This window comes from Nocardioides salarius (assembly GCF_016907435.1).
Classification (GTDB): domain Bacteria; phylum Actinomycetota; class Actinomycetes; order Propionibacteriales; family Nocardioidaceae; genus Nocardioides; species Nocardioides salarius.
The window spans coordinates 3,992,583-4,007,562 of record NZ_JAFBBZ010000001.1; the positions used below are offsets into that span (position 1 = coordinate 3,992,583).

Sequence of the window (14,980 nt, forward strand, 5' to 3'; positions counted from 1 at the left end):
CTGGTCAGCGGCTCCAGTCGACGGCGTCGTGCTGGGCCAGCAGCCGGGCGCCCCGCACGGGGTCGTGCTGGGCGACCCACGTGATCCTGCCCCGCAGGTGCTGGGCGAAGGCCGGGTGCCGCTCGCGGTTCTGGGTGCTGGGGCCGTGGGTGAGGCAGTTGTGCAGGATCGCCCGCAGCCGGTCGACCTCGGCGCGGGAGACCCGGGGCCGCTCGTTGACCACGAGACCCCCGAGGACCTGGCGCCCTCCGCGCGGCATCACGCCGGTCTTGCGCTGGTTGAGGCGGAAGCCCTCGTCGCGCACGACCCCCTCGATCGCGTCGAGCAGCCGCGAGGTGCCCGTGCCCCAGGACCGGCCTCCGGAGAAGGCGAGGTCGTCGGCGTAGCGCGTGTAGCGCCCGCCCCACGACGCGGCCAGGGCGCTCAGTCGCACGTCGAGCCGGAAGGCGGCGAGGTTGGCCAGGGCCGGCGAGGTGGGGGCGCCCTGGGGCAGGTGGGGTGCGGCGAGCCGGCGCCCGAGCCGCCAGTGCGCATCGAGGAGGGCGTCGTCGGCGGGCCTGGGCACGCTGCGCCACAGCGACAGGGGCAGGACGCTGGTCACCAGCCCCGACAGGCGGTGCGCCACCGGCTCTGGGTAGCCGGCGCTGCGCCAGATCCCGTACACGCGGGCGACGGTGACGCTGGCGAAGAACGACTCCAGGTCCAGGCGCAGCACCACCGGCCGCCCGGCGTGCGGCAGCGCGTAGGTCCGCACCGAGCCACCCGGCCGGAAGCCCCGCGCCGCCTCGTGCGGCGGGACCGAGGACAGCACCTCGTCGAGCAGGCGGCGCTGGATGCCTTTCAGCTCGAGCTTGGGGGCCTCCAGCACCCGGATCGCCCCGCTCGACGCGACGCGGTGGCTGACGCGGTAGTGCTGCAGGCGCCCCTGGCTCGTCGTGCGGGCCAGGCGCCGCGGATCGGCGTACCACTCCAGCTCGCTGCTGGTGAGACCGAGCCACCCCGCGAGGTCGTTGAGGTCGTGCAGGGTCGGCAGCCCCCACCGGTTGGTGAGCATCCGGGTGCCCACGACCGGTCGGGTCGCGGGTCGCGCCGCGGCGTCGGCGTCGACGAAGGCGGCGACGATGCGCGCCAGCTCCCGCGGGCGGTCCAGCGGCGGTCGCGGGTACAGCTCGAGCGTGTGCCGGGCCAGCCGGTCCAGCCACCGGCGTCGACTGCCCAGGACCTCCGCGCCGCTGGCCACCAGGCCGCGCTGCGTCCAGCTCCCGGCGAGGAGTCCCGCGGCCAGCGCGTGCGCGAGGTCGTCCCTCACCGTGCCCCCTCCGGGCACCCGAGCGGTCCGGGAGCCTCGAGCCTGGTGTGCGGCAGCGCTGCCCGACCTGTCCCGTCGTGCGCGCGAGGACCTGCAGCGGAGCGCAGCGTCTCGCGCGCGGTGCGGTGCCCGGACGTACCGGTGGCCCCCGGGGTAGCCCCGGGGAGGTGGACCGACGTCGCGCGCCAGCTCACCGTCTCGAGAAGGCGCTGCCGCACGCGGTGACCATATCCTTTACCTGGAGCTCCCGGGCTAGGGTCGGCTCGTGCTCGTCGTCAACAGGTTCCGCGTCCCCGAGGACGAGGCGGTGCAGTTCCGCGCCGACCTCGAGAGCGCGCACGCGGTGCTCGCCGCCCGACCCGGCTACGTCGACGGCACCGTGGGGCGCAACCTCGACGAGCCCACGCTGTGGGTGCTGACCACGCGCTGGGAGCACGTGGGCGCCTACCGCCGCGCGCTGTCGTCGTACGACGTCAAGATGGGCGCGGTGCGCCTGCTCGCGAGGGCGATCGACGAGGCCAGCGCCTACGAGCTCGTCGAGCCCGGGACCGACCTCAACGTGGCGGCCGCCCGGTCGTTAGGCTGAGCTCTTCCCGCACGTCCTCCCGCCCGCCGGCAGCCAGCCGGTGCGCCTGCACGCGAAAGTGAGCCCCTCCGTGGCCAAGCCGCCTCCCTCCGTCGTCGACAGCGTCGTCTCCCTCGCCAAGCGCCGGGGCTTCGTCTACCCCTGCGGCGAGATCTACGGCGGCACCCGCTCGGCATGGGACTACGGCCCGCTCGGCGTGGAGCTCAAGGACAACATCAAGCGCCAGTGGTGGAAGTCCATGGTGCAGATGCGCGACGACGTCGTGGGGCTCGACTCCAGCGTCATCCTGCCGACCCGCACCTGGGAGGCCAGCGGCCACGTCGACACCTTCAGCGACCCGCTGACCGAGTGCCAGTCGTGCCACAAGCGCTTCCGCGCCGACCACCTCCAGGAGGCGGTGGCCGAGAAGAAGGGGATCGACGACCCCGACACCGTCGTCTTCGACGACCTGGCCTGCCCCAACTGCGGCACCCGCGGCGCCTGGACCGAGCCGCGCCAGTTCTCCGGCCTGCTCAAGACCTACCTCGGCGTCCACGACGACGAGTCGGGCCTGCACTACCTGCGCCCCGAGACCGCGCAGGGCATCTTCCTCAACTTCGCCAACGTGGTGACCAGCCAGCGGATGAAGCCGCCCTTCGGCATCGCCCAGATCGGCAAGTCGTTCCGCAACGAGATCACGCCCGGCAACTTCATCTTCCGCACCCGCGAGTTCGAGCAGATGGAGATGGAGTTCTTCGTCAAGCCCGGCGAGGACGAGGAGTGGCACCAGCACTGGATCGACGAGCGCACCAAGTGGTACGTCGAGCTGGGCATCGACCCCGACAACCTGCGCCACTACGAGCACGCGCAGGAGAAGCTGTCGCACTACTCCAAGCGCACCGTCGACATCGAGTACCGCTTCCGCTTCGCGGGCTCGGAGTGGGGCGAGCTCGAGGGCATCGCCAACCGCACCGACTTCGACCTCTCGACGCACGCCAAGCACTCCGGCAAGGACCTGTCGTACTACGACCAGGCCGCCGGGGAGCGCTACACGCCCTACGTCATCGAGCCCGCGGCCGGTCTGTCGCGCTCGCTGATGACCTTCCTCGTCGACGCCTACTCCGAGGACGAGGCGCCCAACACCAAGGGCGGCGTCGACAAGCGCACCGTGCTGCGCCTCGACCCGCGCCTGGCGCCGGTCAAGGTGGCGGTGCTCCCGCTGAGCCGCAACGCCGACCTCTCGCCCAAGGCCCGCGACCTGGCCACCGAGCTGCGCCGCAACTGGTACGTCGACTTCGACGACGCCGGCGCGATCGGCAAGCGCTACCGCCGCCAGGACGAGATCGGCACCCCGTTCTGCGTCACCGTCGACTTCGACACCCTCGACGACCACGCCGTGACCGTGCGCGAGCGCGACACGATGGCCCAGGAGCGCATCGGCCTGGACCGGATCTCGGCGTACTTCGCCGAGAAGTTCCTCGGTGCGTGAGGCGCCGCATGCACAATGGTCGGATGCTGAGCAGCCACCCCCTCCGGGGGAGCGCCACCCGCGTGGTCGCGCCCCTGGCCGCCCTGGTCCTCACGGTCGGCGCCCTGGGCGCCTGCTCGGGCGACGACGCCGACGAGGCGTCGTCGTCGTCGAGCCCGACCCCGGGTGAGGACACCACGATCGACCCCACCGCCGGTGCCGAGGAGACGCCCTACCTGCCGGTGCCCGACGGGGTCGAGCTGACCGAGCAGGGCAGCGCCCTCGAGGTCGGCGACTCCGCGACGGTGGCCTACCAGCCCAACCAGAAGGACGTGGGTGTCCTCGACATCACCGTCACCGACCTGCGCAAGACCTCCTTCAAGGAGTCCTTCCAGGGCTGGAAGCTCGACAAGAACGTCAAGAAGTCGCAGCCCTACTTCGTGCGCGCGAAGGTCAAGAACGTCGGCGAGGACAACCTCGGGGGCAAGCGGGTGCCGCTCTACCTCGTGGACGGGGAGAACACGCTCGTGGAGTCCTCCACGTTCGTGAGCACCTTCAAGCCCTGCCCGTCGAAGGCGCTGCCCAAGAAGTTCGGCCCGGGCAAGAAGGTCACCACCTGCCTGGTCTACCTGGCGCCCGCCAAGGGCGACCTCGAGGCGATCAGCTTCCGCCCGGCCCAGGAGTTCAACCCGATCACCTGGACCGGCGAGGTCCTCAAGATCGGCGAGAAGACGGCCGAGCAGAAGCAGGCCGCCAAGGAGAAGAAGCAGCAGGGCAAGAAGAAGAACAACAACGGCGACGGCAACGGCAACGGTTAGTCGGCCTCCCCACCTGATTTGGGCGGGGCCGGGCGGCCCGCGAGAATGAGCCCATGCCCAGCCCCGCCCCGTCCGCCGTCTTCCCCGGCCTGCGCCTGGGCGACCTCGAGGTGGCGACGCCGGTGGTGCTCGCGCCGATGGCCGGCATCACCAACGCGGCGTACCGCCGCCTGTGTGCCGAGCAGGGTGCCGGCCTCTACGTCTGCGAGATGATCACCAGCCGCGGCCTGGTCGAGGGCGACAAGCACACCCTCGACATGCTCGTCTTCGACGAGGCCGAGACCACGCGGTCGGTGCAGCTCTACGGCAGCGACCCGGTGCACGTCGGCAAGGCCGCCGAGATCCTGTGCACCGAGCACGGCGTCGACCACATCGACCTCAACTTCGGGTGCCCGGTGCCCAAGGTGACCCGCAAGGGCGGGGGAGGCGCGCTGCCCTGGAAGCGCGGGCTGCTGGGCGAGATCCTCGAGGCCGCCGTCGGCGCGGCGTCGCGCCACGGGGTGCCGGTGACGATGAAGACCCGCAAGGGCATCGACGACGACCACCTGACCTACCTCGACGCCGGGCGCATCGCCCAGGAGGCCGGTTGCGCTGCGATCGCCCTGCACGGGCGCACCGTCTCGCAGGCCTACTCGGGCCGCGCCGACTGGGAGGCGATCGGCGAGCTGGTGGCCCACGTCGACATCCCGGTGCTCGGCAACGGGGACATCTGGGAGGCCGCCGACGCGGTGCGGATGGTCGAGCAGACCGGGGCCGCCGGCGTCGTCGTGGGCCGCGGCTGCCTCGGGCGGCCGTGGCTCTTCCGCGACCTGGCCGCTGCCTTCGCCGGGGAGCAGGTGGCGACCCTGCCGACGCTCGGCGAGGTGCGCGACATGATGCGCCGCCACGCCGAGCTGCTGTGCCGCCACATGGGCGAGGAGCGCGGCTGCAAGGAGTTCCGCAAGCACGTCTCGTGGTACCTCAAGGGCTTCGCCGCCGGCAGCGACGCGCGCCGCTCGCTCGGCCTGGTCTCCTCGCTCGCCGACCTCGACGCGCTGCTCGCCGACCTCGACCCCGACGAGCAGTTCCCGACGGCCGCGCTGGGTGCGCCGCGCGGTCGCCAGGGCTCGCCACGGGCGAGGGTCGCGCTGCCCGAGGGCTGGCTCGACGACACCGACGGGCGCGGGCAGGCCACCCCCGAGGACGCCGTGGAGACCACCGGCGGCTGAGCGCTGGTGAGCGAGCACACGCACGATTTTGCCCGCGATGATGCCGGATGCGGCGCTGCGGTGTGCTTCAGTAGGGAACTTCGCCGGCCCGCCACAGCGGACCGGCGTCGCCTGTGTCATCAACAGCAAAGGATCAGCGCTGTGGCAGACCTACGCCACAAGCGGGACGCCAATGCCCGCCTCCGCCCTCGCGCCACCGTCGTGGCCGGGACCCTCGCCGTGCTGGCGACCGCCTCTGCGGTCACCGTCGGCATCGCCTCCTCCGAGCCCACGGCCACCGAGGTGCCCGTCGCCGCCTCGGTCTCCGAGCTGAGCGCCGGCATCACCGCCGCCGAGCTCGACGACCGCGGATCCGTGGTCTCGCGCTCCTCCGACCGCTCGCTGGCGACCGCACCGGTGCGCCAGGGCGTGCGGCTGGAGAAGAAGTCCGCCCTCGACAAGATGATGGCCCCCGCGGCGGTCCAGGCCGCCGTCGCCGGCGCCGACGCCAAGCTGTGGACCACCGCCGACCTCAACCTGTGGGTCTCCCCGGCGAAGAAGGCCGGCAAGGACGGTGTCCTGGGTGCCGAGAAGAAGGTGCTGGTCACCGGGCGCTCGCTCTACGGCCGCGACGAGGTCGTGGTCGGCGGCACGTCGCGCTGGGTCAGCGCCGGCTACCTGAGCGACGAGAAGCCGGTCGACGAGCAGGAGTCCGAGCCGGCTGCCGCGGCTGCCTCCTCGAACGCCACCTGCAGCAACGGCACGTCGGTCCCGTCCGGCGTCAGCCCCAACATCGTCAAGGTGCACCGGGCGGTCTGCGCGGCCTTCCCCGAGATCACCACCTACGGCACCTTCCGCGGCGACGGCGAGCACGCCCAGGGCATCGCGGTCGACATCATGGTCAGCGGCTCGCGCGGCTGGCAGGTCGCGGAGTTCGTGCGCGCCAACGCCGGCAGCCTCGGTGTCTCCTACGCGATCTACTCGCAGAGCATCTGGTCGGTCGAGCGCGGCAGCGAGGGCTGGCGGGGCATGTCGGACCGTGGTTCGACCACCGCCAACCACTACGACCACGTGCACGTCACGACCTACTGACGCCGGTGCAGCGCCGCCCCGAGTGGGCGGCCTCACCAGTGCACGAGTGTTTCGGCGCGGGCCGCACCGGGTAGCCTCGTCGACATGGGGGGCCGTTTCGCTGTGCTCGTAGCCGCCGCGGTCTCGACCGCGGTGGCCCTCAGCGGTGTGCTGCTGCTGCGCGCCGAGGACGGCGCCGGCGGGTCCGAGGCGCTCGACCCCTCGAGCTCCCAGGTTTCCGACACGGCCACGACGCAGGCGGCGACGGTCGAGGACCCGCCCGACCCCTCCACCCTGCCGTCCCTGGGCCTGCAGTTCCACGGCACCTGGACCCACTACGACGCCGCGGAGCGCGACGAGGTGCTCGACCGCATCGAGGCGTCCGGCGCCTCGTGGGTGCGCCTCGACGTCGGCTGGGCGATGCTCCAGCCGCGGCCCGGCGGCTTCGACGAGGGCTGGGCGGTGCCCCTGGTCGACGAGGTGATGGACCAGCTGCGCGAGCGCGACCTCAAGGTCCTCGTGATGTTCTGGCTGACCCCGTCGTGGGCCTCGTCGGAGCCCGACGACTTCACCGCGCAGTACACCAGTCCCGACGACGCCGGCGACTACGCCGACGCGCTGGGCGAGGTGGCACAGCGCTGGGGCGACGTCGTCGACGCCTACGAGATCTGGAACGAGCCCAACCTCGAGGTCTTCTACCACGGCACCGACCCCGAGACGTACGCCGAGCTGCTCTGCGCGGCGTACCCCGTCGTGCGCCGTGAGGACCCCGGGTCACGGGTGGTCTTCGGCGGGCTGATGTACAACGACGACGACTGGCTCCAGCGCGCCTACGACGCCGGGGCGGGCGGCTGCTTCGACGTGATGTCGGTGCACTCCTACCAGGCCCCGGCCGACTCGGCGCCCAGCGTCGAGGACGACGGAGAGGTCTGGAACCTGCGCAACCTCGACGAGGTGCGCGAGACGATGATCGAGAACGGCGACCGGCTCCCGGTGTGGATCACCGAGTTCGGCTGGAGCGTGCACGACAACGATGCCGAGACCGAGCCGTGGCGACGTGGGGTCGACGAGGCCACCCAGGCCCGCTACGCCGCGGAGGCCCTGACGCTGCTCGCCGAGGACTTCCCCTACGTCGGCGCAGCGTTCTGGTACAAGGACGCGGCCAACGACGAGAGCACCGACGAGCACCAGGAGGGCTACGCCATGCTCGACGAGGAGCGCCGCCCACGCCCGGTCTGGCAGGCCTTCCGCGACCTCTACGGGGTGACCCGGTGACCGGGGCACCGTTCCTGGGCGTGCTGGCCAGGGCGCTGCGCTTCCGCTGGGCGGTGCTGCTCGCGGTGCTGGTCCCCGCCGCGGCCGTCGGGGTCCTGGCCGTCGAGACGCGCGCCGACGACACCACCGCGGTCGCGGTGGTGGGCGTGGCCCCCGAGTCGGCCGACGTGCTCAGCACCGACGCGGTGCAGCTGGCCCTGGGCCGCTACTCGGTGGTCCTGACCTCCCCGGAGGTGCTGCGCGAGGTCGCCTCCGAGACCGGCATCTCCGTCGACGTGCTCGACGCCGCCGTCGACGTCACCGCCTCGCAGGAGGCCGGCAACCTGGCCGTGCGAGCCACCCTGCCCAGCACCGACGACGCGCTGCTGGTGGCCCGGGCCGTGGCCGAGCAGACCGTGACGCTGGGCGAGGAGGATCCCCTCGCCGACGCGACGGTGCTCTCCGGCGCCCGCACCGAGGCCCCCGGCCTGCTCTCGTCCACCCGGGCGCTGCAGGCGCTGCTGGTGCTCGCCGCGCTCCTCGCCGCGCTGGTGGTCGCCTACGCCCTCGAGGCGGTGCGTCCGCGCACCCGCACCGGCGGCGACGCGGCCGGCGCGGCCGGCGGCCCGGTGCTCGGCAGCCTGCCCGCCTTCACCTCCGCCTGGCCGCGGCGCGCGGTCGCCCCCGACAGCGAGATCCTGGCCTCGGCGCGCTCCCTGCGCTCGGGGTTCCTGGCCTCCGCCTCCAGCGTCCCCGACGGCCCGGTCGTGGTGGTGGGCGCCGAGGCCGGCGCCGGCGCCAGCACCGTGTCCTTCCTGCTCGCGCGCACGCTGGCGGACCGGGGGCAGTCCACCCTGGTGGTCGACCTCGATCTGGACCACGCCGGTCTGAGCGCCACGATGGGCACCCCCAGCCGCTTCGCCCTGCACGACGCGCTCACCGAGAGCGCCCCGCTCGCCGAGACGGTCCACCGCGAGGGGGCCGTGGCGGTGCTGACCACCGAGCCGCTCAGCGGCGTCGACGACCTCGTCGACCGCCGCCTGCCCGACCTGCTCAAGCGCAGCGCCGACCGCTACGACGTCGTGCTCTGCGACAGCGCGCCCCTGGGCGCCGGCGAGCTGAGCGAGGTCGTCGCCGGGCACGCCGCCTCGGCGGTCGTGGTGGTGCGTGCGGGCACGTCGACGGCGGCCGTCGCGCGCACCGCGACCCGGCTGCAGCGCCTGGGCGTCCCGGTGCGCGGCGTGGTGCTCAACCACGCCACCCGGGCCCAGGCGGAGGCACCCGGCCTGCGCGAGACCGGGCGCGGTGGCTGAGCCGGGGCCCGGCGCCGGGCGTCCGGCGTCGCGCGGTCGACCGCCCGTGGTGCTGATGTACCACGGGTTCTGCACGCACCGGCGCGACGACGACCCCGAGAACCTCTTCGTCGAGGTCGAGCGCTTCGAGCAGCAGCTGCGCTGGCTCCTCGACCAGGGGTGGCAGGCCCTCGACCTCGACGGCTACCTGGCCGCGCGAGCCGACCGGGCCCACCGGCCCCGGCGCTCCTTCGTGGTGACCATCGACGACGGCTTCACCTCGGTGCTGGAGCTGGCCGTGCCGGTGCTCGAACGGCTCGGTGTCCCGGCCCTGCTCTACGTGCCCTCCGACCTGGCCGGCAGCACGGCCACCTGGCTGCCGCGGCCCGCCGACGAGCCGCTGCTCGACCCCGACGAGCTGCGCCACCTGCATGCGCTGCCGTGGCTCGAGCTCGGCGTCCACGGCGCCGACCACCTCGACCTGCGCGGGCTCGGCGCCGACGTCCTCGACCACCAGGTCCGTCGCGCGCACGGGCGCCTCGCCGAGCTGGTCGGCGACCCGCTGCGCTCCTTCGCCTACCCCTTCGGCGCCCACGACGCGGCCGCGCGACAGGCGGTCGCCGCCGAGGGCTTCGACGTCGCGTTCTCGGTCTTCGACGACGCCGGTCCCCACGCGGTCAGCCGGGTCGACGTCAACGCCACCGACACCCTGGCCTCCTTCCGGCTCAAGACACAGCTGCCCGGCTACCGGCAGTGGTGGGCGGCGCTCGACCGGGCACCGGTGGTGCGTCGCACCGTGCGCGCCGCGCTGACCTCCCTCGGCGGGCAGCGAGGCGGTCGGTGAGCGCACCCACGGTGACCCCGCCCCGCCCCCGGGCGCGGGCCTGGGGCGACGTGCCCCGCCGCCGCCCGCGTCGTACGCCGCACGGTGCCCGGCCGCCCGCCCGCACGGGTGCCCGCGCCCGGCGGGTCGCCGGGCTGGCCGCCGGGCTGGCCGGGCTGGCGCTGGCCGGCTCGGGGCTGGGGCTCCTGCTGGCGGGTGCTGGCCTCGTCGCCGGTCCGCTCGCCCCGCTGCTGCTCGTGCTGGCCCCGGTGCTGGTCGTGCTGGCCTGGCGGCGCAGCGACCTGGTGGTGCCCATCGTCGCGCTCACCCTGCCGCTGGGCCACGTCGGCGCAGGCCCGGTCGACCTGGTGCAGCTCGTGACGGCGCTCGGTGCCGTGGCGGTGCTGGCGCCGGCGGCGGCCCGGCTCGACTGGCGGCTGCCCCCCTGGCCGGTTGCCGTGCCCCTGGGTCTCTTCCTCGTCGTCGCCGCGCTCGCCACGCCCCGTGCCCGCGACGCCGACCTGGCCTTCCGCCTCGACGTGCAGCTGCTGCTGCTCGTGCTGCTGGTCGTGGCCGTGCTGACGGGGGTGCGCACCACTACTCAGCTCACGCGGGTCGTGGTGGGGCTGCTGGTGGCCGGCGCCGCCTCGTCGGCGTGGGCGCTGGTGGCGTCGGGGCCCACCGAGAGCTTCTACGGCGGTGGCGTCGTCACCGGCCGCGCCGTCGGTGTCTTCTCCCAGCCCAACGAGCTCGGGCTCTTCAGCGCGGTGCTGCTCGTGCTGGCCCTGGGCGTGGGGCTGGGCTCGGCGTCACCGCGCCTGCGCGCGACCGGGCTGGTCGCCGCCGGCCTGCTGGTCGCCGCGCTCGGTGTCTCGCTGTCGCGCGGTGCCTGGTTCGGCGCGCTCGCCGGCGTGGTCGCGCTGGCCGTCCTGGTGGCGCCGACCCGGCGCTCGCTGCTGCGCCTGGGGGCTGGGCTCGTCGTCGTGGTCGGCGCCCTGGGCCTGCTCGGGGTCGGTCCGCTGGGCCAGGTGCTCGACCGGGTCGCCTCGGTCGGTGAGGCCGGCGCCAACCCCTACGACCAGCGGCCGCTGATCTGGGCCGAGGGCCTGCGCCTGGTCGCCGAGGCGCCGCTGCTGGGCCACGGCCCCGGCGGCTACTTCCTCGAGGCCGCCAGCGACTCCCTGCGCTCCGGCGTGGTCCTCGAGGTCGAGCACGCCCACCACCTGCTGCTCAACACCGCGGTCGAGTTCGGCCTCGTCGGGCTCGGCGCGCTGCTGGTCCTGGTCGCCGGCCTGGGGGCGGGCCTCCTCCGGGCGCGCCGGGCCACGGCCACGCTGCCGCCCGCCGCCGAGGTGCGCCTGCTGCCGGGCGTGCTCGCAGCCGCGCTGGTGCCGGTGCTGGCGCACGGCATGCTCGACTACCCCCTGCGCAACCCTGTCGTGCTCACCACGGTGTGGCTGGTGCTGGCTGCCCTCGTGGCCGCGTGCGAGCATGCTCGCGCGACGGCCCCCACCCCGACCCAGGAGACCCGTTGACCTCCAGCACCACCGACGACCGCGCCGGTGCCCCGGACGGTCCGGAGCGACTGGCCCCGCTGCGGGCCCTGGTGGTCACCCCCACCGGCACCCTGGGCGGGTCGGAGACCTGGCTGCTCGACCTGCTGCGCACCAGCCGGGCACGGCTGCGCCCCGAGGTCTGGATGCTCGAGGACGGCCCCCTGCGGGCGGCGCTGGAGGCCGACGGCGTGCCGGTCACGGTGCTGCCGACCGGGCCGCGCGCCCGCGACCTGGCGCTGCGCAACCTCGACCTGGGCCACCGCCTGCACGACAGCGACGCCGAGGTGCTGCTGGCCAACGGGGTCAAGGCCGCGGCCGCCGTGGTGCCCGCCGCCCGCGCGGTCGGGGTGCCGGTGGTCTGGGCCAAGCACGACTTCTCCTGGGACCGCGAGCTCGCACCCCGGCTGGGGCGGATGAGCGACGCGGTGCTGGCCACCTCCGCCTCGGTCGCCGCCGCCACCCGTCGCTCCGACGCCACGATCGTGCCGCCCCCGCGCCCGCCCGCGCCGGCGTCGCGCGCCGAGGCGGCGGCGTACTGGGCGGAGCACGGGGTGGATCACGGGGTGGCGAGCAGCGAGGGCCCGGTGCTGGCCGTGCTCGGCCGGCTGGTCGGCTACAAGGACGTCGACACCGCGATCGAGGCGCTGGCCGACGACGCCGCGCGGGCGTGGCGCCTGGTCGTGGTCGGCCCCGACGACCCGTCGGAGCCGGGGGAGCGCACCCGGCTCGAGGCGCTCGCCCTCCGGCACGGCGTGGCCGACCGGGTGCAGCTGAGCGGGCCGGTGCCCGACGCGGGCCGGCACCTGGCGGCCTTCGACGCCGTGGCCGTGCTGACCCGTGGCGACGGCGACCGCTTCGGGCGCGAGGGCTACTCCCTGGTCGCGCTCGAGGCGCTGGGCGCCGGGGTGCCGCTGGTCGGTGCGACCGGCAACCCGGAGGTCGAGCGGATGGCGCGCGCCGCCGGTCGTGTCGTGCCCGTGAGCGACCCCCGGGCGGTCGCGCACGCGCTGGCCGACCTCCAGGATCCCGAGGCCCGCGAGGCGTGCGGTCGCGCCGGGCGGGCGGTGCTCGCCGACCACCCCGACGCGAGCGCCTGCGCCGAGCGCGCCGTGCAGCTGCTGGCCCACGTGGCCCGCCGGCCCGGGGCCGGCCTGGTCGGACCCCCGATGAGCGTGCTGACCTGCTTCCGCAACGAGACGGGCCACGTCGACGAGGTCGTCGGCGCGGTCGTGGCGCAGCTCGGTCCCGACGACGAGTACCTGCTGCTCGACGACCGCTCCACCGACGCGACGGGCGCCGAGCTGGCGGCCTGGGCGGCCCGCGACGACCGCATCCGGCTGCTGGAGGGTCCCGGGGTCAACCTGTCGGTCGCGCGCAACACCGGCTTCGCCGAGGCCCGGCACCCGCGGGTGGCCTGCACCGACGCCGGCTGCGCGCCCGGGCCGCAGTGGCTCACCGGTCTGCGCGCCGCCTTCGCCGAGCCCGACCCCGTCGACCTGGTCGTCGGGGTCTACGACGTCGACGGCGGCGACCCGGTGCGCGACGCCGCCCGCGTCGCGCTCTTCCCCTCGATCGAGGAGGCCCGGCGCCCCGGCGCCCTGACCCGGCTGGCCGGTCGGGTGAGCGGGCGCAGCTTCTCGGCGCGCCGCCTCGACGGACGCTCCATGGCCTGCGCGGTGCCGGCCTGGGAGGCCGCCGGCGGCTTCGACGCGCGGCTGCGCAGCTCGGAGGACGCCGTCTTCGGCGACGCCGTGCTGGCCACCGGTGCCCGCAGCGCGCTGGCCCTCGACGCCCGGGTCACCTGGGCGCAGACCGGCGACCTGGCCGACATGGCGCGGATGTACGCCAAGTACGGCGAGTGGGGTGGCCGCGCCGGCTCCTGGCAGCTGGTGAGCCGCGACCTGGTGCGCGCCTCGGCGTACGCCGTGGGGCCGCTGCTGCTCGCGACCGGCGGGGCTCGCACCCGCGCCGCAGTGCTCGCCGGGGCCGCCGGCTACCTCGCGCTGCCGGCGCTGCGCGCCCGCGACGTCGACGTCGTGCCCGGCACCTGGGTGCGGGTGCCGGTGGTGGTCGCCCTCAAGGACGTCGCCAAGGCCGCCGGCTGCCTGCGGGGGCTGCTGGGGCGCGCGACCGGGGACGCCGGTGGCTGAGCAGGTCATCAGCGACACCACCCAGCGGGCTGCCCGCAACGCCGTGGTGCGCGCGGTCGCCGAGGTGCTCGGCAAGGTCGCCACCCTGGCGTGGACCGTCGCCGCCGCCCGGATGCTGCCGGCCGACGACTTCGGCGCGGTCTTCTACGCGCTCACGATCATGCTGGTGCTGACCTCGCTGGCCGCGTGGGGCTTCGACAGCGGGCTGACCCGTCGCGGCAGCGCCGTGCCCGAGTCGCTGCCGCGGCTCTTCCGCGCCACCCAGGTGTGGAAGTCGGCGCTGTCGGTGCCGCTCCTGGTGGCCGCGGGGCTGCTGCTGGCCGGGGTGCCGGCCGTCGGGTCGTGGACGGTGCTGGCGCTGATGCTGGCCGCCGGGCTCCCCGAGCTGTGGAGCCAGACGATCCGCACGGCCGCGGCCTGCCGGCAGGTCTCCGCCGGGGTGTCGACGGCCCTGGTGGTGCAGCGGGTGGCCACCGCCGCCGCGGTGCTGGCGGCGCTCGGTGCCGGCACGGGGTCCGAGGGGGTCGCAGCCGGGTTCCTGGCCGGCACCGTCGTGGGGTGGCTGGCCCACGTGCTCGCCGCCCGCCGTCTCGACGTGCGCCAGCCGCTGCGCGAGCTCGAGCGCGCCGACCTGGCCGCCGCGGTGCGCGAGACGGTCCTGGTGGGTGTCAGCGGGCTGGTGCTGATGCTGCTCTTCCGCGTCGACGTGCTGATCCTGGGCCACCTCGAGGGAGCCGGGTCGGTGGCCGTCTACACGGTGGCCTACCGGCTGCTCGAGACCGTGCTCTTCGTGACCTACGCGATCAACGCGGCCGTGCTGCCGGTGCTCAGCGCCACCCGCAGCCGCGAGACGCGCCTGCTGGGCTGCGAGCGCGCGATCGCCGTCGGCGGCTTCGTCTACCTGCCCTTCGTCGCCGTCTCGCTCACCGAGGGCCGCGACGTCATCGACCTGCTCTTCGGGGCGACGTACGCCGCCTCCGCCGCGCCGGTGCTGGCCTGGCTCGCACCCGCCGCGATGCTGCTGGCGCTGGCCAGCTTCAGCGACTCGCTGCTGCACGTGCTGGGCCGCCACCGTGCGCTGCTGGCCTCCTCCAGCGCGGCGCTGGGCGTCAACGTGGCGCTCAACCTGATCCTGATCCCGGTCCTCGGAGCGACCGGCGCAGCCCTGGCCACGACTCTGTCCTACCTGGTGCAGGCGGTGGTGGTGCTGGGCTTCCTGCAGCGGGTGGGGGAGCGGCCGCGGGTGCTGAGCCCGCTGCTGAGCTCGGGCGCCGCGTCGGTGGTGCTGGTCGCGCTGCTGGTGCTGCTGCACCTGCCGGTGCTGGTCGAGCTGGTCGCCGGTGCGGTGGTCTACCTCGGCGCCTGGCTGCTCCTGGTGCGCCGCTTCGCCCCCGAGCAGCAGCAGGTGCTCGTCGGCCTCGTACGCCGCCGCGGCGTCGCCGCCTGAATCGCGCCGTTGGTCGAGCAGGTAGGAGCGCCAACGGCGG

General features: G+C 74.7%; 12 protein-coding genes. 11 read left to right on the plus strand and 1 reads right to left on the minus strand.

Going from position 1 to position 14,980, the window contains the following annotated elements; genetic code table 11:
- Positions 1-4: 4 nt before the first annotated feature.
- A complete protein-coding gene (locus JOE61_RS19155) occupies positions 5-1,309 on the minus strand; it encodes a reverse transcriptase family protein (RefSeq protein ID WP_193667364.1) in 1,305 nt (434 codons plus the stop codon).
- A gap of 265 nt (positions 1,310-1,574) precedes the next feature.
- On the opposite strand from JOE61_RS19155, the gene JOE61_RS19160 reads away from it, so the two are divergent.
- The 11 genes from JOE61_RS19160 (at position 1,575) to JOE61_RS19210 (ending at position 14,940) form a co-directional block, all read left to right on the plus strand.
- Positions 1,575-1,895, plus strand: coding sequence for an antibiotic biosynthesis monooxygenase family protein (locus JOE61_RS19160; protein WP_193667363.1), 321 nt, complete (start codon positions 1,575-1,577; stop codon positions 1,893-1,895).
- Between the two features lie 70 nt (positions 1,896-1,965).
- Positions 1,966-3,363, plus strand: coding sequence for a glycine--tRNA ligase (locus JOE61_RS19165; RefSeq protein ID WP_193667668.1), 1,398 nt, complete (start codon positions 1,966-1,968; stop codon positions 3,361-3,363).
- A gap of 23 nt (positions 3,364-3,386) precedes the next feature.
- On the plus strand, positions 3,387-4,160 hold the full coding sequence (locus JOE61_RS19170) for a hypothetical protein (protein ID WP_193667362.1): 774 nt from the start codon (positions 3,387-3,389) through the stop codon (positions 4,158-4,160).
- A gap of 53 nt (positions 4,161-4,213) precedes the next feature.
- Positions 4,214-5,368 (plus strand): tRNA dihydrouridine synthase DusB, encoded by a 1,155-nt coding sequence (dusB, locus tag JOE61_RS19175; protein ID WP_193667361.1) that lies wholly within the window; start codon positions 4,214-4,216, stop codon positions 5,366-5,368.
- 141 nt (positions 5,369-5,509) lie between these two features.
- Positions 5,510-6,439: a VldE C-terminal domain-containing protein gene (locus JOE61_RS19180; protein WP_193667360.1), complete on the plus strand. Its 930-nt coding sequence runs from the start codon at positions 5,510-5,512 to the stop codon at positions 6,437-6,439.
- Between the two features lie 84 nt (positions 6,440-6,523).
- Positions 6,524-7,693, plus strand: coding sequence for a cellulase family glycosylhydrolase (locus JOE61_RS19185; RefSeq protein WP_193667359.1), 1,170 nt, complete (start codon positions 6,524-6,526; stop codon positions 7,691-7,693).
- The gene (locus JOE61_RS22640) at positions 7,690-8,985 is read left to right on the plus strand and encodes a P-loop NTPase family protein (protein ID WP_193667358.1); all 1,296 of its coding nucleotides are present in this window, start codon (positions 7,690-7,692) and stop codon (positions 8,983-8,985) included. The genes JOE61_RS19185 and JOE61_RS22640 overlap by 4 nt, the downstream gene beginning before the upstream one ends.
- Positions 8,978-9,808 carry a polysaccharide deacetylase family protein gene (locus tag JOE61_RS19195; RefSeq protein WP_193667357.1) on the plus strand — a complete coding sequence of 277 codons (831 nt, stop codon included), beginning with the start codon at positions 8,978-8,980 and terminating at the stop codon, positions 9,806-9,808. The genes JOE61_RS22640 and JOE61_RS19195 overlap by 8 nt, the downstream gene beginning before the upstream one ends.
- Entirely contained in the window at positions 9,805-11,322 is a 1,518-nt protein-coding gene (locus JOE61_RS22645; protein WP_193667356.1) for an O-antigen ligase family protein, read from the plus strand. Before JOE61_RS19195 ends, JOE61_RS22645 begins: the two co-directional genes overlap by 4 nt.
- A complete protein-coding gene (locus tag JOE61_RS19205; protein WP_193667355.1) occupies positions 11,319-13,493 on the plus strand; it encodes a glycosyltransferase in 2,175 nt (724 codons plus the stop codon). The genes JOE61_RS22645 and JOE61_RS19205 overlap by 4 nt, the downstream gene beginning before the upstream one ends.
- Positions 13,486-14,940, plus strand: coding sequence for an oligosaccharide flippase family protein (locus JOE61_RS19210; RefSeq protein ID WP_193667354.1), 1,455 nt, complete (start codon positions 13,486-13,488; stop codon positions 14,938-14,940). Before JOE61_RS19205 ends, JOE61_RS19210 begins: the two co-directional genes overlap by 8 nt.
- Positions 14,941-14,980: the final 40 nt, after the last annotated feature.